The organism is Ectothiorhodospira marina (assembly GCF_900109495.1).
GTDB classification, from domain to species: domain Bacteria; phylum Pseudomonadota; class Gammaproteobacteria; order Ectothiorhodospirales; family Ectothiorhodospiraceae; genus Ectothiorhodospira; species Ectothiorhodospira marina.
In genome coordinates, this window is the sequence record NZ_FOAA01000001.1 from 164,644 (window position 1) to 183,542 (window position 18,899).

The following is an 18,899-nucleotide window of genomic DNA, read 5'->3' on the forward strand; positions in this document are numbered from 1 at the left end:
CTGCCTAATACTCCCCACCCGAGGGCCACATCTCCGCCGTGAAGCGGACCACCTGGTTGCGGCCGTTCTCTTTGGCCGCGTATAGCGCCACGTCAGCGTATTTGAGCACTTGCCAAAAGGCCTGAGCATCGTCCGGATAGGCGGCCAGGCCGATGGAGAGGGTTTTGTGCAGGTCGCTGCCGGCCACCTTGAAGGGGTGCGCCTCCACGGCCAGGCGGATCTTGTTGGCCACTGCCATCGCCGCCTCGGCGCCGGTATCCAGGAGGATGATGATGAACTCTTCCCCTCCGTAGCGAATGACCAGGTCTGATTCGCGCAAGTGGGCCTGGAAGATGCTGGCCAGCTCCCGAAGGATCTCATCGCCCACATCATGCCCGTGGGTGTCATTCACCGTCTTGAAATAGTCCAGGTCCAGCATCATCAGCGTCATGGGCGTTTGACGGCGCTTGCACTGGGCGACCAGGCTTTCGGAATACTCCTCCAGAAAGCGGCGATTGTGCAGGCCGGTCATGGCGTCCTTGAGGCTGGATTCGCGCAGGCTGGCCATCAGGCCCTTGGCCTGAAGCACCGGTGCCGCCTCTCGCAGATAGGCACTGATCAAGGGGCGGGCGCGGATGAGCGCGGGGATGTTCTGAGGCGCAACCACCAGTTGCACCACACTGCCCACGCCACCGGACTGGATGATGGGCAGGCACAGATAGCTGCGGCCATCGGCCAGGGCCTCCTCATCGAAGGCGCGGCACAGGTTGCGGTTTTCCAGGCCATCGATGGCATGGCCGGTGCGCACGGCCCGGCAGGTGGTGCAGTGTTCCAGGATGTCGGGATGGCACCAGCGGATTGCATCGTGCAGCACCCCATCCACGATCACCGTCTCCATCAGACGCTTGTCCGGGTCCACCTGGTAGATGGTGAAATGCGCCAGGCCGAATTCGGCGCGCAGGACCTCGCTCAGGCGGAAGAAGACCTCCTCGGTGGTTTGGTCTTCCTCGATGGCCTGCTTGAATTGGGCCACCTTCACCAGCCCCGAGACGGTACTGGCGGTTTCCTCCAGCAGATTGGCTCGGGGGTCTGGTACCGTGTTGACCAGTTGAGCCACATGGTCACGGATCTCGGTCAGCTTGTGCGTGATGGCGTCGGCCATCTGGTTGAAATGGACAGCTATCTGCCCGATCTCGTCACGGCTGCGACTGCGCACCCGTTGGCTGAAATCACCACCGCTGGCCAGGCTGGCGGCCTTGCGAATTTCCTGGGTGGTCTTGACCAGGGGGCGCAGCAGGCGACCCATAAAGAACATGGACAGCACGGCGAATAGACCCATGATGACCACCAGGAACAGGGCCGTGGCAATACCTGCGTGCTTCATGTGATCCACGGAGGCGGTCAGGGTCACCGCGCCCAGGGCCGCACCCTCGGGGGCCTGGTGGCAAGCCAGGCAGTTGATGTCTTCGTTGGATGAGGCGATATAGGGGATGGTGGCGCGGAACTCTGTGCCGAACAGCCCGCCAATCAACCCGAAATAGGGCTCCCCGCTTTCCAGTACCTGGCGGTCGATGTCGTCACTCGGAGATTCCATCGGCAATCCCTCGCCGTGCTGCGCGATCACCTGTTCCCCGCGGATGACCCGCACCTCGTTGAGGCTGTTCACCTGAGCCAGTCGACGCAGCATGGAGGCCCGGCGGTCAATGGTGTCATTGAGCATGGCCTCGGTGAGGGAGACACGGATCATCTCCGCCGCCGTGCGGGTATGCTCGGTGGCCGAGCGCACGGAAAAGTCCCGGATCAGCGCCATGCTGGACAGGCCAATGACCAGCATCATGGCAAGCATGACCACGAGCAGGGCGCCCATGGTCTTGGTTTGCAGGCGACTGATGATCACAGAAAACCTCGCGACCCCGCGAACGGGGTAAATCCACGATTGTACGCCATCCCTCCTGGGCGAGGTTGATCAGTTTTCGCTATTGGCGCTAAAGGCCGATCACCTGAAGTACACCATGACTTCCCCCACCCCCTTGACCTCCTGGGTGACGCGGGTGAGTTGTCGTGCCAGCGCCCGTGCCCCTTCCAGGGTTTCGAAGCTTCCGGGTGAGAGGTGCAGGTCCAGGTGAATGCGGCCATCCAGGTAATGGAGCACCACGTTTTCCATCGGTAGGGCACCCGGGACAGACTGCCATTGCAGGTTCAGTTGCCGCATCAATTCGGATCGGCAGGGCAGGTGGCTGCTGGGGGCGTGTGTCCGGTCGTCTTCCGGATCCACATGCACCAGCACCTCGCGCAACTCAGGGCGTGACTGCCGTAGCGTCTTGGCCACGAATTCGCTGATGCGATGCCCTTCCGAGACGCTGATCCGTGGGCCTACGAGGATGTGCACATCGGCCAGCAGCGTGCTGCCCATGCGCCGGGTACGCAGTTCGTGAACACCACGAATGCCGTCCAGATGTCTGACTGCATCCAGCATCTCCCGCTGCCCTTCCGGGCCCACGCCGGTGTCGATCAGCTCACTGACACTGTTCCAGATCAGCTTGGCGCCCATGAAACTGATCAGTAGAGCCACCAGTACGGCGGCCACGGCATCCATGAAGGTGAAGCCCGCCAGGGTGGCCCCAATGCCCACCAGTACCACCAGCGATGAAACCACGTCGGAACGATGGTGCCAGGCGTTGGCGTGGAGCAGGCTGGAGTCTATACGTCGGGCTGCCCGCACGGTGTAGTGGTAAAGCCCTTCCTTGGAGACGATGGCCAACGCCGCCAGGACCAGGGCTGCAGGGGCCGGGCTGAGCAACTCTTCCGGCGACTGCAGGCGCCGGAAGGCATCCAGGGCAATGCCCAGGGCCACACCGATCAGGGCGAGTCCGACGATCACGGTGGCCAGGGTCTCGATACGGGCATGGCCGTAGGGGTGGTTGTCATCCGCCGGGGCATTCGCCTTGCCCGCAGCGAACAGCACCATGAAGTCACTGAGCAGGTCTGACAGGGTGTGTACCCCGTCGGCGATGAGCGCCTGAGACTGGGCAAGAACCCCCCCCACCAATTGCGCCATGGCCAGGCTGGCATTGGTGGCGGCACCCACGAGCGTGACCCGGCGCGTGATCTGGTACCTTTGCTCGCTGGGTTGGGTGTCTGACATAGGGGCTCCGTGGGACATCATCGGCCGCGATTGGCAGGCTCCGCCAACCCGCACGGCCCCGGTGGATATCCCGGGTGACAGGTGCGATCATGATAACCCGAATACGCCAAACGACGATATTTCCCGGTCCTGGAGACATTGGAGGTTCACGTCATGCGAAAACGTCTCCATCCAAGTGCCGGCCACGTGGTGTTGATCTACGCCCTGATCGCCGGCGTGTGGATCATCGCGTCGGGCTGGCTACTGGAATGGGCCTTGGAGAATGGTACGGCCCAGGTGCGTCTGGAGATCGCCAAGGGCCTGTTGTTCGTGCTGGTCACGTCCACGCTGCTCTATGGGCTGCTGCGAACCTGGGCCCATCGCCTTGAGGACAGTGAGCGCCTCATGAACATGGCTGCCAGCCTGGCTCATGTGGGCGGCTGGCAGGTGGATCTGCACAAGGGTGTGGTGCGCTGGTCTCAGGAGGTCTGCCGCATCCACGACATGCCCCCTGGCACCACGGTCAAGCTGGAAGAGGGCATCAAGTTCTATGCCCCGGCCCACCGGGAGAGGATTCGCGAGGTGTTCCGGGCATGTGCCGAGGACGGCATTCCCTTCGACGAGGAGATGCAGATCCTCACGCGCCAGGGTACCTCCGTGTGGGTACGCATCATCGGTCGTGCCGTGCGCGATGAGCATGGGCGCATCACCCAGGTCCAGGGGGCCTTTCAGGATATCAGCTCGCGTAAGCGCGATGAGGCAAAATTGCGCCAATGGGCCACGGTGTTCGAATCCAGCGGCGAGGGCATGATCATCACCGATCAACGGGCCCGCATCCTGACGGTGAACGCGGCCTTTACCCGAATCACCGGTTATGGCCGTGAGGAGGTCTTGAGGCGTAATCCCGGTCTGCTCGGTTCCGGTCGCCACACTCGGCTGTTTTATCGTCGCCTGTGGGATAGGATCAGCCTGACAGGCGGCTGGCGAGGCGAGTTGTGGAATCGCCGCAAGAACGGCGAGCTCTATCCACAATGGACCACCATCAACGCCGTGCGCGATGCCGAGGGCCGGTTGACCCACTTCGTCAGCGTCTTCTCCGATATCTCCGACCTCAAGAGCTCCCAGGAACAGATCGAACGTCTGGCCCACCGGGATCCCCTGACCAATCTGCCCAATCGCCTGTTGTTCCGTACCCGCCTGGAACAGGCTCTGTTGAGGGCCCGATCTCATGCGGCACAGGTATCGGTGCTGCTGCTGGACCTGGATGGCTTCAAGCATATCAATGACAGCCTGGGCATCCGCATGGGGGATCAACTGCTCTCCAGCCTGGCCGAGCGGTTGACCACGATCCTGCAGCGGGGTGAGACCCTGGCGCGGATGGGCGGGGACGAATTCGCCATCCTGGTGGAGCAGAGCGCCGATGAGGCAGCCCGGGTGGAACAATTGGCGGAGGCCATCATCCAGACGGTGCAGACCCCCATCACGATACGCAATAACGACGTATTCATCACCGTCAGCATCGGCATTGCCCGCTTTCCCCAGGACGGGCGCGAGCAGGATCAACTGCTGCAGCATAGCGATGCGGCCATGCATCATGCCAAGCAGGCGGGTGGCAACACCTACGCCCACTACACTCAGGATCTCACCGATTATGCCCGGGACCGTGTGCTCCTGGCGGCGGACCTGCGTCAGGCCCTGGAACGCAACGAACTGGTCCTGCATTACCAGCCCCAGGTGGACCTGATCAGCGGTGTGGTGGTGGGTCTGGAGGCCCTGGTTCGTTGGGAGCATCCCACCCGGGGCATGATCTCGCCGGGGCGGTTCATCCCGATGGCGGAGGACACCGGCCTGATCCTTCCCCTGGGGCGCTGGGTATTGCGCCAGGCCTGTGTGCAGGCGAAGGCCTGGCAAGAGGCCGGGCTTCATTTTGGCACGGTAGCGGTGAATGTGTCGGGCGTGCAGGTGCAGCGCAGCGATCTGGTGGAGACCGTGGCCGCCGTGTTGCGGGAGACGGGGGTGAATCCGGCCCTGCTGGAGCTGGAGATCACCGAGAGCTTCGTCATGGACCGCCGCCGGGGCTCGGAGGCACTCTTGCGCCAGCTCAAGTCCCTGGGTGTCACCCTGGCCGTGGACGATTTCGGCACCGGGTATTCCTCCCTGTCTTATCTCAAGTCCCTGCCGTTTGATGCCCTGAAGATCGATCAGAGCTTTATTCGCGGCATCTCTCTCGATCCCCACGATGCGGCCATTGCCAGCGCCATCACCACCCTGGGCAGGCATCTGAACATGGAAGTGCTGGCCGAGGGTGTGGAAACCCTTGAGCAGCAGGAGGCACTGCTGGCGCTGGACTGCCACCGGGCTCAGGGCTATCGCTTCAGCCATCCGGTGGACGCCAAGGCGATCCCCGGGATCCTGCGCCGTCCGAGCCTGATCCCGGAAGAGTCGAAGCGCATCGGGGAATAGCCAAGGCAAACGATCAAGGGGCCGGCTTCTGGTAGTGAGTCGGTCATGGCCTTATAGTGGAACCGAAAATTCATCCCGGCCCACACGGTAAGCCCACCATGTCATCCGACCAGACCCCACAAGACAGCAGCGAACTCCAGGACGCCTCTCCGGACGCACCACAGGATGCCTCCGAGGAAGTGACCGGTCATGGGGTCAAGGCTGACGGGCTCCACGAATTTGCAGGTCACGTGGTGGGTGTTGGCGCTTCGGCGGGCGGGCTGGAGGCTCTGGAGCGGTTGTTTGAGTCCATGCCCGAGGGGACCGGTGCGGCCTTTGTGGTGGTCCAGCACCTCTCCCCGGATCATAAGAGTCTGATGGCCAACCTGCTGGCCCGCCACACCCGCATGCCGGTGATCACGGTGCGTGATGCCATGGAACTGGAGGCGGAGAGCATCTACCTGATCCCGCCCGGTAACCTGATGACCGTCTCCGACGGTCAATTGCGCCTCAGCCCCAAAAACCCGCGCGCGCTCTCCCTGCCCATTGATCTGTTCTTCTCTTCCCTGGCCAAGGAATTTGGTCACCGCGCCATTGGTGTGATCCTCTCGGGCACGGGATCCGACGGTACCCGAGGCTCGGTCGCCATCAATGATGCCGGCGGTCTACTGCTGGCTCAGGACCCGGAGAGTGCCAAGTTCGACGGCATGCCGCGCAGCATCATCGCCACCGGTCTGGTGGACGAGGTGCTGCCCCCGGATACCCTGGGCGAGCGTATCCATGATCACATCCTGCAAAAGCCCGATACCCAGGTCACGCCGCCCCCCAAGACCACCTCTGATCTGGATACCGGCTCGGCCCTGGAAGGCATCTTCCACCTGCTGCACAACCATGGCGGCGTGAATTTCCGGGATTACAAACCGGCGACGGTGCTCCGCCGGATCGAGCGGCGCATGCAGGTGCGGCATGTGCCGGATTTCGAGCATTATCTGGAATTGCTCGAGGGGGATTCCGGGGAGGTGTCGGTGCTGCGCCGGGAGATCCTCATCCCGGTGACCAATTTCTTCCGCGACCCGGAGGCCTTCGATACCCTGGCCAGCAAGGCGGTGGAGAACATCGTGCGCCAGTCCTCCAACAACCATGCCATCCGGGTGTGGGTGGCGGGCATGTCCACCGGGGAGGAGGCCTACTCCATTGCCATCCTGTTTGCCGAGGCCTTCGAGCGCGCCCACCGCTGGCCTGACCTGAAGATCTTTGCCACCGATGTGGAGCAGAAGAATGTGGATGCCGCCAGTGCAGGCACGTTCTCCGAGGCCATCATGGCAGAGGTTTCCCCGGAACGGCTGGAGCGTTTCTTCATCAAGCGGGGCAGTCATTTCGTGGTCAAGCCGGAACTGCGTCAGACCCTGGTCTTCGCCCGTCACAATCTGGTGGAGGATCCACCCTTCACCCGCATGGACATGGTGTCCTGCCGCAACGTGCTGATCTATTTCCTGCCCGCCACCCAGGAGCGAGCCCTGCGACGGCTGCAATATGCCCTGGCTCCGGGCGGCTACATGTTCCTGGGCAGCAGTGAATCCCTGGGCGAACTCAGTCCCGATTTCACGCCGGTGAGCAGCAAGTACAAGCTGTTTCAGATGCTGCGCAGCGCCCCGTTGCCCATGGAATCCCACAACGCCAGCGTTCCGCCGGTGAAAAAACGCCTGCATACCCCGTCGGCGCGCACTGGCAAGGCATTCCGATCCCGGGATGCCTCGGCCATTGAGTCCGCCCAGCAGGTGTTGTTGCAGGAGCACGCGCCGCCCAGCATCCTGCTGTCGGAGTCACTGGAACTCATTCATGTCTTTGGAGAGGCACAGCGGTTTCTTCACTTTCCCTCCGGCAGCATCACGCTGGAGATCTCCAAGCTGTTGCCTTCGGGTATTGTGCCGGTGGCTCAGGCCCTGTTGCGTCGCGCGTCCAAGAGCGGTGAGGTGCTCCGTTCCGAGGCCAGCACTTTCAAGATGCCTGATGGCAGCAGCGAGCGGCTGCGCCTGAATGTACGCCGCCTGGATGGCGATGAGCGTAGCAGTACCTTCCTTCTGCTTTCCTTCGAGTCCCAGGAGGCCGTGGTTCGCGAGGGTGGCGACAACGAAACCCAGTCCCTGGACATGAACGTGGAGGCCATGGATCGCATCAACTCCCTGGAGCAGGAGCTGGGCGCCACCCGGGAGAGTCTGCAGGCCACCATTGAGGAACTGGAGGCCTCCAACGAGGAATTGCAGGCCACCAACGAGGAGATGATGGCAGCCAACGAGGAGTTGCAAAGCTCCAACGAGGAGCTGCAATCGGTGAACGAGGAGCTGTATACCGTCAATGCGGAGAACCAGGAGAAGATACAGATCCTCAATCGTCTCAATGCGGATCTGGACAGCATGGCCAAGGCGGCGTCCATCGCCACCCTGTTCCTGGATGAATCCATGCACATCACCCGCTTCACCCCCGAGGCGCAGCAGATCTTCAAGATTCGTGATGGCGACGTGGGCCGGCGCATCGACGACTTCACCCACAACCTGATGTATCCCGGCCTCATGGATGACCTGCGCGAGAGTCTGCGTGAAGGACGCATGAACGAGCATGAGGTGTGTTCGGAATCCGGTAATTACTACCTGGTGCGCATCCTGCCCTACACCCTGCAGGGGGCGGCCTCGCGGGGGGCGGTGATCACGCTGGTGGACATTACGTCGGTGCGCGATGTGGTGCGCCTGCAGGCCGTGCTGGATTCCCAGACCCATCAGGTGGCCGTGCTGGACAGCAGTGGCCTGATCCAGCTCGTCAACAAGGCCTGGCGGGAGGCCTCCAAGGTGCAGGCAAAGGATCCGATGGTGGCGGCTGGCCCCGGGGACAATTTCCTCGAATCCTGCTATGCCCGCAGCACCCAGTCGGATGGGCAGGAGGAATATGCCACCCAGGCGGAACGGGGGCTGCGCCGGGTACTCAAGGGGGACAGTGAGGGATTTGGCTTCGAGTACCGTTATCCGGAATCAGATCCGGTCCGCTGGTTCCTGATGCAGGTGGGCAAGGTACACCACCCGGAGGGTGGGGCCATCGTCAGCCGCCTGGAAATCACCGACTGGATGGTGCGTCCGAAGTGATCGGCGGGCAGTCCCAGTGGAAGACGAGCTGATTGGGGGGGACCGGGCGGCTGAAGAGAAAACCCTGGGCCAGGTCGCAGCCTTCCTTGAGCAGGAATCGCACCTGATCCTGCTGTTCCACCCCCTCGGCCAGGGTCTCCAGGCCCAGGCTGCGCCCCAGGCCGATAATGGCGCGGATGATGGCCTCGCCATTGGCGTCCAGGCCGATGTCCTGGACGAAGGAGCGATCGATCTTGAGACGGTCCAGGGGCAGACGTTTGAGATAGGACAGCGACGAATAACCGGTACCGAAATCATCCACCGAGATCTTCACCCCCATCACCTTGAGTTTCTGTAACACCAACTGGGCCTTCTCCGGGGCCCGCATGATCAGCGATTCGGTGACCTCCAGTTCCAGGCATTGCGCCGGCAGGTCAAATTCCTCCAGGCAGTCGCGCACCATGCCCACCAGCATATCCCGCTCCAGTTGTTGCACGGAGAGGTTCACCGCCACGCAACCGACTTCCCGGGCCTCGTCCCGCCAGGCACGCATCTGCCGGCAGGCTTCGTGCAGCACCCAGGCACTGATTTCGCCAATGACGCCCATTTCCTCGGCCAGGGGGATGAAGTGTCCGGGGGACACCAGCCCCAGGGTGGGATGCTCCCAGCGGACCAAGGCTTCCACGCCCAGTAGGGAACCGTCCCGCAGACGTACCTGGGGCTGATAATGCACCCGCAGTTCGTTGCGGGCGGCGGCACCACGCAGGGCGGATTCCATCTTCAGCCGATCCATGACCCCTTCGGAGAGGCTGGGTGCAAAAAATTCGTAGGCATTGCGGCCCTGAGTCTTGGCCTCATACATGGCCAGGTCAGCATTCTTGAGCAGTGAATCGGCGTCCAGTCCATCGTCGGGATAGGTGGCCACGCCGATACTGGCGGTGACCACCAGTTCGTGGCCTTCCAGAAACATGGGGCTCTCCAGCACGCTCAGCAGTTTCTGGCACAAGCTGGAAATTTCCCGAGCGTTGGCCTCGTCCTCCAGAAGCAGCACGAATTCATCCCCCCCCAGACGGCTCAGGGTGTCCGAGGCACGCACGTTGTCCTTCATGCGCTGCGCCACGGTCTGCAGGAGCAGATCCCCCAGGTTGTGGCCCAGGGTGTCGTTGATGGTCTTGAAGCGGTCCAGGTCCACGAACAACAGGGTCAGGGTGACGTTGTTGCGCTGGGCCCGGCGCAGGGCATGCTTGAGACGGTCCCGCAGCAGGGCGCGGTTGGCAAGGCCGGTGAGGGGGTCATAATGGGCCATGAACTCCAGTTGCTGCTGGGCTTCCTTGATCTGGCCGATGTCGCTGAACACCCCCACGTAATGGATCACCTCACCGTCGTCGTTGCGCACGGCGCTGATGGTGAGCCATTCCGGGTAGATCTCGCCGTTCTTGCGCCGATTCCAGATTTCTCCGCGCCAATGACCCAGTTCCAGCAGGTTGTGCCACAAACGCTGGTAGAAGCCATCATCCTGGCGCCCCGAGTGCAGCAGGGCGGGTGTCTGGCCCAGGGCCTCCTTTTCCGTATAGCCGGAAATGCGGGTAAAGGCCGGGTTGACGGCGACGATACGACCGTCCATGTCGGTCACCATGATGCCTTCGTCAGCCGCCTGGAAGACCCGGTCAGCCAAACGCAGGCGCTCCTCGGCCCGGTTGCGCTCGGTGATGTCATGGACCACCGAATGCACCAGTTCCCGTCCTTCCACCTGGATCCTGCCGCTGTACACCTCCACCTGACGCAGTTCGCCATGGGCCAGGCGGTGCACGAAGCGGAAGTGCTTATGTCCACCGCGCCGGACTCGGGCGATTTCCGCGTGGGTTTCTTCATCGGACAGGGTATTGATGTCGCCGATGCGGCGATTGCGCATCTGCTCGCGGGTCCAGCCATAGAACTGGCAGGCCCCGGGGTTGGCATCCACGATGCGCCCATCCTCCGGATCCACCAATAGCATGATGGAATGACTGTTCTCGAACAGGCTGCGGTAGCGGGCCTCGCTTTCGCTCAGTGCCGCCTCGGTGGCGCGACGTTTCTTTTCCAGTTCCAGATGTTGCAGGGCGTAGGAAAAGTCTTCGGTGATGTCCTGCACCAGCCGGTCAATCTGTGGGGTGAAGCCTGACTGGGTGTCGGAAAAAAAGCTGGCCACGCCCACCAGGCGATGGTTACGAATCAGCGGGTAATGGCCGAACGTCTGGATCCGGTTGGCCCGGGCCCACTGCTGCCAGTGGGGCGGTGCGTCCGGATCTTCCCGGTTGGCATAGACATAAGGCTGCTGGTTGACCAGTTCCCAGGCCTCGTGGAGGGGCATGGTGCGTATCTGCTCGGGTGTCAGGCCTTTGCAGGCCCGGGCCTCGGGCTGTGTCTCACCCTGGCGCAGGCTGATGGCACAGGCAGTGAAGCCGCCATACTCCACGGCGATGCGCGCCAGGTTGTCCAACAGTGGCTGTTCGTCCTCGATGCGGACGATGGCCTGGTTGACCGCGCTCAGGGTGGCGTACAGGAGGCTGACCTGGGCCACCTCCAGTTCCGCCCGCTTGCGGTCGGTGATGTCTCGATTGACGCCCCGGCGCCCCTGGTAGCTGCCGTCCTTGGCAATGACGGGCTGGCATTCGTGCTCGATCCAGCGGATTTCGCCGTCCGCGTGGCGCAGGCAAAACTCCATGCTGTGATGGGGCATCGGGTCATCCTGTTCCCGGACGGCTGCTTCATGCTGCTCCCAGCGTGGCCGGTCCTCCGGTTCAAGCAGCCGGGCAAACAGGTCCGGATCATCCATGAAGGCCCCGGGTGGATGGCCGCTGATGGTCAGGCAAGCAGGCGAGATGTAGCGATATTGCCCCTCGGGGCCAAACCAGTAATCCCATACCGGAGAGTAATCGGCCAGAATGCGGTAACGGGCCTCGCTGTCGCGCAATTGCTGATGGGTGTGTTGCAGCTCGGCCTCATGGCGCAGCCGCTCCGTGAGATCGACCACAGCGCAGACAAACTCATGTCCCTCCCCCTCGCGACTCGGGAGGCGGGCCACGTGCAATTCCCCGTGAAAGGTATCGCCTTCGGTGCGTACGAAGGTGAGGTTCTCGCAGAATGCCTTGCCCTGTTCCCCGGCCTGGATGAGCGCCTGGTTCAGATCCCTTTCGTTGTCGTGGTGTACCAGACGGCGCAGGAAGTGGTGCCGCAAATGGCTGTGATGCAGCCCGAACAGGTGCGCCGCCTGCTGGTTGGATTCCAGAATCAGCCCGGTTCGGTCCACCACCAGGGCCGCCACGGGGATGCCCGAAAAGAAGGCGGAATAGCGCCCCATGGAATGCTCAGCCACCAGTTGCGCCTCGCGCAACTCGGCATTCTGCACCTCCAGCTCGGCCTGGTAGATGCGCAAGTGCTCGGTGACCTCAGCCAGATCGATATGACCCTTGTCAAAAAGATCCTGAGAGAGATCAAAGTCGCCGGCGCGCAGAGCCTCCTCGGCCCGGGCGCGAATTGCCTCGTCAATCTTCTTGGGGGGGTCATTGCGTGACATAGGCGCCGGTTACGGGTTCACCGGGGGTGAGTGTGCTACCGTTATGCCCTGCGGAAATGGCGTCAAGGCAACTGTTGTGTGATCGGGTTCACGTCTTGGCAATCTGCATGATACTTCATATCCGAAATCCTCGCCCACCCCTGGGCAACAGGCCGATGCATTGAGTATGAACAAGACGCAGTCTGATATGACACATTCCTCGCCGGTGATTGATCCACGTCGGTTTCGGGACGCCCTGGGACGTTTTGCCACTGGCATTACGGTGATCACCTGTCAGGATCCGCAGGACGACCTGCCCAATGGCTTTACAGCCAACTCCTTCAGTTCCCTGTCGCTGGATCCACCGCTGGTGTTGTTCAGCCTGCGCCGTGATGCCGGGTGCCTGGGGGCCTTCGAACGGGCCGAGGCCTTTGCCGTGAACGTGCTCGCCGAGGATCACGAGGGGCTCTCCAACCGGTTTGCCGGCAAGGAGGCCGGGCGCTGGGACGGTTTGGACTACGAGGCCGGGCAGACCGGCGCGCCGCTGCTGCCGGGGATGCTGGCGCAGTTTGAATGCCGGACGGAGGCCATCCATGAGGGTGGGGATCATCGTATCTTCGTGGGTCGGGTGTTGCGACTGACTCAGCCTCGTGAGGGCGAGCCCCTCATCTACTTCCAGGGTGATTACCGATATCTGGCCCGGGATTAACGGGCACCGGACGGGCCCCCCGGTGGGAGGGGAATGTCCACTTCGCAAGCGCCTCCTGGATTGAAGCCACGGGCCCTGGGCGCCCGAAGTAATAGCCCTGGTGGGTGTGGCAACCGTGCCGGCTCAGCCATTCCCAGTGTTCCCGGGTTTCCACGCCCTCGGCAATCACCCTCAAACCCAGCGTGTCCGCCAGGGCCACAATGGTTCGGGCAATGGCGGCATCGTTGGGGTCAACGAGTACATCACGGACAAACGACTGGTCGATCTTCACATCGTCCAGGGGCAGACGCTTGAGATAGCTCAGGGAGGAGTATCCCGTGCCAAAGTCATCCAGGGCGAACGAGACACCCCGAGCCCTCAATTGCCGCATCTTCTCGATGACTTCCTCCACGTCTTCCAACAGCAGGCTCTCGGTAATCTCCAGCTTGAGCCGATGAGGATCGGCGCCGCTGTTGGCCAGAGCCCGCAGCACGCCAGCAACAAAGTCCGAGTGCCGGAACTGACGGGCACTCACGTTGGCGGCGATCTTCAGGTGTTTCAGGGTGGGGTCCTGGGCCCATCGCGCCAGTTGGCTGCAAGCGGTTTCCAGCGCCCACTGACCCAGAGGCAGGATCAGGCCCGTGTCCTCGGCCAGGGTGATGAACTCTCCCGGAGGCACCAGCCCTCGCTCCGGGTGCTGCCAGCGCAGCAGGGCCTCGGCCCCCGTTAACTGACCATTGTCATCGACCAGGGCTTGGTAATGGAGCAGAAACTGATCCTCCGCTAGCGCCCGGCGCAGATCGCTCTCCAGGGCGGCCCGGGCTGTCACCGAGGCCTGCATGCCCGGATCGAATAGGCGGTGTGTGTTACGGCCTGCCGCCTTGGCCTGATACATGGCCAGATCGGCCCGCTTCATGAGCTCATCCACACTCACCGGGTCGCGATGGAACAGGGTGATGCCGACGCTGGCGGTGCTGTGATGCTCCCGACCGCCGAGGTAATAGGGGTGATTCAGGGCGGCCAGGATCTTGTCGGCGACGATCTCTACCTGCTGCGTGGCCTCCTGAACCCCTTGGCTGAGCTTGCGCAGCATGACCACGAATTCGTCGCCGCCCAAACGGGCCACGGTATCCGCCTCGTGCACACAGCCGCTGATGCGCCTGGCCGCCTGCATGAGCAAGCGGTCGCCCTGATCATGGCCCAGGGTGTCGTTGAGGATCTTGAAGTTGTCCAGGTCGATGAACAGCAGGGCCCCATGGTGGTGATCGCGACGGCAGGCTTGGACGGTGGCTTCCAGGCGTTCAATGAGCAGGCGCCGGTTGGGCAGTTGAGTCAGTGAGTCGTAAAAGGCCAGCGTCTTGATCTCGTCTTCCGCCTGCCTGCGGGCCGTGATGTTGTCGATCACCGCAGCGAAACTGCCCGGGCCAATCTGAAATGCACCGACACTGTAATACTCACCCATGGATTCCAGGTGCTGTTCAAATGCAATGGCCCTTCCCGTGAGCGCCACCTCCCCGAAGCGGCGGATCAGCCCGGGTAATTCCGGTACCGGATAGATGTGGGTGGCGCGTCGACCCAGTACGTCGGCCACCTTCATCCCGGTGTGACTTTCAAAGGCCGGGTTGGCCATGGTGAAGACGTAGTCACAGGGCTCGCCCTGATCATTCAGGATGATGTCATGCACGGCCACGCCGCTGAGGGAATTGTCGAACAGGGCGCGGAAGCGTTCCTCGCTGGATTTGATGGCCCGTTCTGCTTCCTGGCGCTCGTGGATCTCCTGGCTCAGCGTCTGGTTGGCTTCTTCCAGGGAGCGATGGCTGCGCAGGAGTTCCCGATCGTAGCGCAGCGTGCGCAGATAGCCTCGCAATACCAGTAACCCCAGGCCGGCGATGACCAGCCAGGTGAGGGTGAGTGTCCACAGTTTCTGCCACCATGCGGCCAGCAGAGTCTGGTATGCCTCACCGGTCACCACCAGGAAAGGCAGGTCGCGCACCCGTTGGGCCGTGAAAATGCGCTGCATCCCGTCCACCGGTGAGACAATGGTAAAATGCAGCGTATCCTCCTCGCCGAGCAGCAGGGGGGCCAGTTGGCTCACCTCCACTGGCTGACCCAATCGGGCCTCGAAACCCGGAACGGTGTCCTGAGGACGCCGCGCCAGCAACCGCTCCTCACCATCCAATATGGTCAGGCTGCTGCCGGGGGTGGGTTCGGTACGTTCCAGCCAGTGGTCGAAGAAGCTCAGATCCAGGCGCACTCCCAGCACCCCGGCAAACCGGCCTTCAGCGTCCCGAAGGGCCTGGGCGTGGGCAACGAGAAACCCTCCGGCCTCGCTTGACCAGAAGGCCCGGGAGACCTGGCGCTCCAGGTCGGGGGTGTCGCGCAGGGCCTGAAAGTGGTCTTGATCGCTGATATCGTATCCCACCTGATGGGGGCTGTTGGAGGTGTGGGTCATGACGCCCTCGCGATCAAACAGGGCGATGGCCCGGGCGTTGGGCAGAAGCTGCAGATGCCGGTCAAGCCACTGGTGGATCCGGCCATGGGCGGCCAGGTCTTCTTCGGCACGCGGCAGTTCTTCGGGATGGATCTCGCCGGCCATGCTGCTGAGCACGGCCCCACTGGTCTCGAAGGCGGAATACAGCCATTCGCTCACCAGCACGCTGGTGGCATGCGTGCGTTGTCGGGCGGCCTCCATGTCCTGTTCCCTGGATGTGACCAGTTCCCAGGTGATTGCCAGGGCCAGCGCCAGGCACAAACCCAGGTAAAGCATCCAGGCCTTGAGTTCGATGCCCCGATGGGGGGGGTCCCGACGTGGCGGGCCGTGGGTCACCGGCGTTCTCCTGACGGAGTCATCACGGATGACTCCCGAAACGTGGGCGGGGCGGATCACCCCTGTATGGACAACGTCGGCCCCGACGGAACGTGTCTTCCACCTTTATATCATTTACCATGCCTGCCGAACTCACGATCAGGATGGGACCATGCAAATCTTCCGACCGATGGTGGTGGCCGCTGTCACCTTGATGATGCCCTTGAGTGCCCTGGGTGACGCGCCCAACCTGCAACCAGGGGAATGGGAGTTTACCTCCATCAGCAGCACCATGGGGCATGAGGCCCCGGAGGAGGATGCTCACACGGAACAGGGCTGTATAACGGAAAAGGACATTGCCGAGGGTGCCCGCTTCCTGATCGCTGATCAGGGCTGCGAGATCACGGACATGGAATCGACTCATGCCAATCTGGCCTACAGCATGACCTGTGAGGAGGATGGGCAGGTGGTGGAGATGCGGGCCACCTTCGAGTTCATGAGCGATAGGCTCACTGGCCGGATTACCTCGTATCTGGAGACCTCCATGGGGCAGATCCCCATGCACACCGAGGTGAAGGGGCAGCGTCTCGGGGCGTGTGACTGATCGCCAGCGGAAGAGGAACTGCTTGAACCCTTCTCCCCTTTGGGGAGAAGGGCTGGGGATGAGGGGAGCGGCGGGCATGGTGCCATCCGTTCTCATCTTTCATTTCATCATTATTGACCTTCAGCCAGGTGACCCGACTCCCCATACACCCGCTGCGCCGCGCGCATGGCATGGCCCCGCTCGATGGGCGCGTTCATCTCCGTGAGTACCGCCTCCAGGGCGTGCAGGCACAGCAGCACGTTCTTCTGGTTGCAACCAAAGCCCATCAGGCCAATGCGCCAGATCTTCCCGGCCAGCGGCCCCAGACCCGCCCCGATCTCCAGGCCATAGCGCTCCAGCAGCTGGGTGCGCACCGCAGCCTCATCCACGCCGTTGGGCACCCTCACGGCGTTGAGTTGGGGCAGGCGGTGAGGTTCGTCCACCAGCAGGCTCAGGCCCATGGCCTCCAGGCCTGCCTTCAGGGCCTCGTGATGATGACGATGGCGCTCCCAGGCCTCTTCCAGGCCTTCCTCGCGTAACAGCACCAGGGTCTCGTGCAGGGCATACAAGGCATTGATGGGGGCCGTGTGGTGATAGGCCCGCTTGGCGTTGCCCGAGCCCCAGTAACCCATGATCAGGTTCAGGTCCAGGAACCAGCTTTGCACCGGGTGCTTGCGGTTGCGGATACGCTCCACCGCCCGGGGGCTGAAGCTCACCGGTGACAGCCCAGGGGTGCAGGAGAGGCATTTCTGGGTGCCGGAGTAAATGGCGTCCACGCCCCAGTCGTCCACCCGCACCTCGCTGCCGCCCAGTCCGGTCACGGTATCCACAATCACCAGGCAGTTGCGGGCGTGGGCCACCTGGGTGAGTGTCTTGACATCGGAGCACACGCCGGTGGAGGTCTCGGCGTGGACAAAGGCCACCAGGCGGGCGTCCGGGTGGGAGGCCAGGGTGTTTTCCAGCTTCTGCGGATCCACCGGTTGACCCCATTCTTCTTCCACGACGATGGGGGTGCCGCCGCAGCGGATCACGTTTTCCTTCATGCGCATGCCGAATACGCCATTGATGCACACCACCACCTCATCACCCGGCTCCACCAGGTTGGCAAAGCAGGTTTCCATGCCCGCCGAGCCCGGGGCCGAGACGGGCAGGGTGAGTTCGTTTTCCGTTTGGAAGGCGTACTGCAACAACACCTTCATCTGGTCCATCATGCCCACAAAGGCGGGGTCCAGGTGGCCAATGATCGGCCGGCTCATGGCGGCCAGAACCCGGGGGTTGATGTCGGAAGGACCGGGTCCCATCAGGGTGCGGATGGGGGGATGGAAAGAAGGGTAAGTCATCATGGTGAGGGTCTGCCGAATGGGTGGATTACTTTAAGTTGATGAAAAATTTGGGGAAGTATAAGGGTGTGAACTGAGAGCTTCAATCGTCCATCAACTGAATCCAGTGCCGCACCGGCGTGGCCGTCCCCGACTGCAAATGCATGTGACACCCGATATTCGCCGTGGCAATCACCTCTGGCGTCTCACGCTCCAGGTGGGTGAGCTTGCGCTCCCTCAGTTGCTGCGATAAATCCCGCTGAAGAATGGAATAGGTCCCGGCTGACCCGCAGCACAGGTGGGCATCCCGCACCGGCACCAGATCGAACCGGGCAGCCCGCAACAGCGCCTCCACACGCCCCGTCAGCTTCATCCCATGCTGCAAGCTGCAGGGCGGATGAAAGGCCACGCGCTGCCTCCCGGCATCCAGGCCCAGCCGCTGCACATCTTCCGGTGTGATCACCTCACAAGGATCGCGCGCCAGTTCCGCCACCCGCTGTGCCTTATCACGATACGCCGGATCGTCTGCCAGCAGATGACCGTAATCCCTCACCTGCAGGCCACAGCCGCTGGCCGTGATCAGGATGGCCTCCAGGCCGGCTTCGACCTGGGGCCACCAGGCATCGATATTGTGCCGCGCCCGCTCTCGGGCGGCCTGCTCGGCATTCAGGTGCATCTCCACGGCGCCGCAACAACCGCCCCCACCCCGGACAACGCTCACCCCCAGGCGATCCAGCACCCGGGCCAGGGCCGCGTCAATATCCGGCTGCAGGCCGGGCTGCACGCAGCCCTCCAGGGTGATCATGCGTCTGTTGTGCCGAGCCTCGGGCCAGGGGCCCTGAACGGTTCGGGGCGGCACCCAATGACGAAAGGGGGGCGGCAGCATGGGCCTGAGGCCCTGACCGGTGCGCAGTAATCCATTGAACAGGCGACGCCGGGGTAGCACATACCGCAGCGTGGCCCGTTGCAGACGTTCATGCCAGGGTCGATTGACCTGCCGCTCCACCTCGGCACGGCCCACCTCCACCAGATGCCGATAATCCACCCCGGAGGGGCAGGTGGTCATGCAGTTCAGACAGGTCAGACAACGATCCAGATGGGTTTGCGTGCGACGACTGGGTGCCTGTCCTTCCAGCACCTGCTTGACCAGATAGATGCGTCCCCGGGGCCCGTCCCGCTCATCTCCCAGTAACTGGTAGGTGGGACAGGTGGCATTGCAAAAGCCGCAGTGCACGCAGTTGCGCAGGATACCGTCCACTTCCTCGCCGGTTGGCGTTGCCTTGATGAAATCCACCAGTCGAGTCTGCATG

10 protein-coding genes are annotated in these 18,899 nt (G+C 62.7%); 4 read left to right on the forward strand and 6 right to left on the reverse strand.

Annotated elements, in window-relative coordinates; all coding sequences use genetic code 11:
• Positions 1-4: 4 nt before the first annotated feature.
• Together BMY52_RS00810 and BMY52_RS00815 are read right to left on the reverse strand one after the other, a co-directional pair.
• Positions 5-1,876, reverse strand: a complete 1,872-nt coding sequence (locus BMY52_RS00810) for a sensor domain-containing diguanylate cyclase (protein ID WP_090249663.1) — start codon at positions 1,874-1,876, stop codon at positions 5-7.
• A gap of 99 nt (positions 1,877-1,975) precedes the next feature.
• Positions 1,976-3,124 carry a cation diffusion facilitator family transporter gene (locus BMY52_RS00815; RefSeq protein WP_090249666.1) on the reverse strand — a complete coding sequence of 383 codons (1,149 nt, stop codon included), beginning with the start codon at positions 3,122-3,124 and terminating at the stop codon, positions 1,976-1,978.
• Positions 3,125-3,277: 153 nt separating this feature from the next.
• On the opposite strand from BMY52_RS00815, the gene BMY52_RS00820 reads away from it, so the two are divergent.
• Both BMY52_RS00820 and BMY52_RS00825 read left to right on the forward strand, forming a co-directional pair.
• On the forward strand, positions 3,278-5,566 hold the full coding sequence (locus BMY52_RS00820) for a putative bifunctional diguanylate cyclase/phosphodiesterase (protein WP_090249670.1): 2,289 nt from the start codon (positions 3,278-3,280) through the stop codon (positions 5,564-5,566).
• A gap of 98 nt (positions 5,567-5,664) precedes the next feature.
• Positions 5,665-8,679, forward strand: a complete 3,015-nt coding sequence (locus BMY52_RS00825; RefSeq protein ID WP_090249673.1) for a chemotaxis protein CheB — start codon at positions 5,665-5,667, stop codon at positions 8,677-8,679.
• Here the strand turns inward: BMY52_RS00825 and BMY52_RS00830 are convergent.
• Entirely contained in the window at positions 8,651-12,214 is a 3,564-nt protein-coding gene (locus tag BMY52_RS00830) for an EAL domain-containing protein (protein ID WP_090249676.1), read from the reverse strand. The genes BMY52_RS00825 and BMY52_RS00830 overlap by 29 nt on opposite strands.
• 187 nt (positions 12,215-12,401) lie before the next feature.
• Here BMY52_RS00830 and BMY52_RS00835 point away from each other — a divergent pair, with 187 nt between their 5' ends.
• Positions 12,402-12,902 (forward strand): flavin reductase family protein, encoded by a 501-nt coding sequence (locus BMY52_RS00835; protein WP_090250471.1) that lies wholly within the window; start codon positions 12,402-12,404, stop codon positions 12,900-12,902.
• On the opposite strand, the gene BMY52_RS15560 is transcribed toward BMY52_RS00835, so the two are convergent.
• Complete coding sequence (locus BMY52_RS15560; protein ID WP_245740464.1) at positions 12,859-15,708, reverse strand: bifunctional diguanylate cyclase/phosphodiesterase; 2,850 nt, start codon at positions 15,706-15,708, stop codon at positions 12,859-12,861. The two genes, BMY52_RS00835 and BMY52_RS15560, sit on opposite strands and share 44 nt — an antisense overlap.
• Before the next feature lie 151 nt (positions 15,709-15,859).
• Here BMY52_RS15560 and BMY52_RS00845 point away from each other — a divergent pair, with 151 nt between their 5' ends.
• Positions 15,860-16,291 carry a DUF3617 domain-containing protein gene (locus tag BMY52_RS00845; RefSeq protein WP_177169787.1) on the forward strand — a complete coding sequence of 144 codons (432 nt, stop codon included), beginning with the start codon at positions 15,860-15,862 and terminating at the stop codon, positions 16,289-16,291.
• 110 nt (positions 16,292-16,401) lie between these two features.
• Here BMY52_RS00845 and BMY52_RS00850 read toward each other — a convergent pair whose 3' ends face one another.
• Both BMY52_RS00850 and glcF read right to left on the reverse strand, forming a co-directional pair.
• Positions 16,402-17,610: a pyridoxal-phosphate-dependent aminotransferase family protein gene (locus tag BMY52_RS00850; protein WP_090250477.1), complete on the reverse strand. Its 1,209-nt coding sequence runs from the start codon at positions 17,608-17,610 to the stop codon at positions 16,402-16,404.
• Positions 17,611-17,692: 82 nt separating this feature from the next.
• The gene (glcF, locus tag BMY52_RS00855) at positions 17,693-18,898 is read right to left on the reverse strand and encodes a glycolate oxidase subunit GlcF (RefSeq protein WP_090249681.1); all 1,206 of its coding nucleotides are present in this window, start codon (positions 18,896-18,898) and stop codon (positions 17,693-17,695) included.
• Position 18,899 lies beyond the last annotated feature (1 nt).

Excerpts from the sequence above, each read along its gene's own strand:
- BMY52_RS00850 (WP_090250477.1), bottom strand. The coding sequence starts at position 17,610 with ATGACTTACCCTTCTTTCCATCCCCCCATCCGCACCCTGATGGGACCC.
- BMY52_RS00820 (WP_090249670.1), top strand. The coding sequence starts at position 3,278 with ATGCGAAAACGTCTCCATCCAAGTGCCGGCCACGTGGTGTTGATCTAC.
- BMY52_RS00830 (WP_090249676.1), bottom strand. The coding sequence starts at position 12,214 with ATGTCACGCAATGACCCCCCCAAGAAGATTGACGAGGCAATTCGCGCC.
- BMY52_RS00835 (WP_090250471.1), top strand. The coding sequence starts at position 12,402 with ATGACACATTCCTCGCCGGTGATTGATCCACGTCGGTTTCGGGACGCC.
- BMY52_RS00845 (WP_177169787.1), top strand. The coding sequence starts at position 15,860 with ATGCAAATCTTCCGACCGATGGTGGTGGCCGCTGTCACCTTGATGATG.
- glcF (WP_090249681.1), bottom strand. The coding sequence starts at position 18,898 with ATGCAGACTCGACTGGTGGATTTCATCAAGGCAACGCCAACCGGCGAG.
- BMY52_RS00815 (WP_090249666.1), bottom strand. The coding sequence starts at position 3,124 with ATGTCAGACACCCAACCCAGCGAGCAAAGGTACCAGATCACGCGCCGG.
- BMY52_RS00825 (WP_090249673.1), top strand. The coding sequence starts at position 5,665 with ATGTCATCCGACCAGACCCCACAAGACAGCAGCGAACTCCAGGACGCC.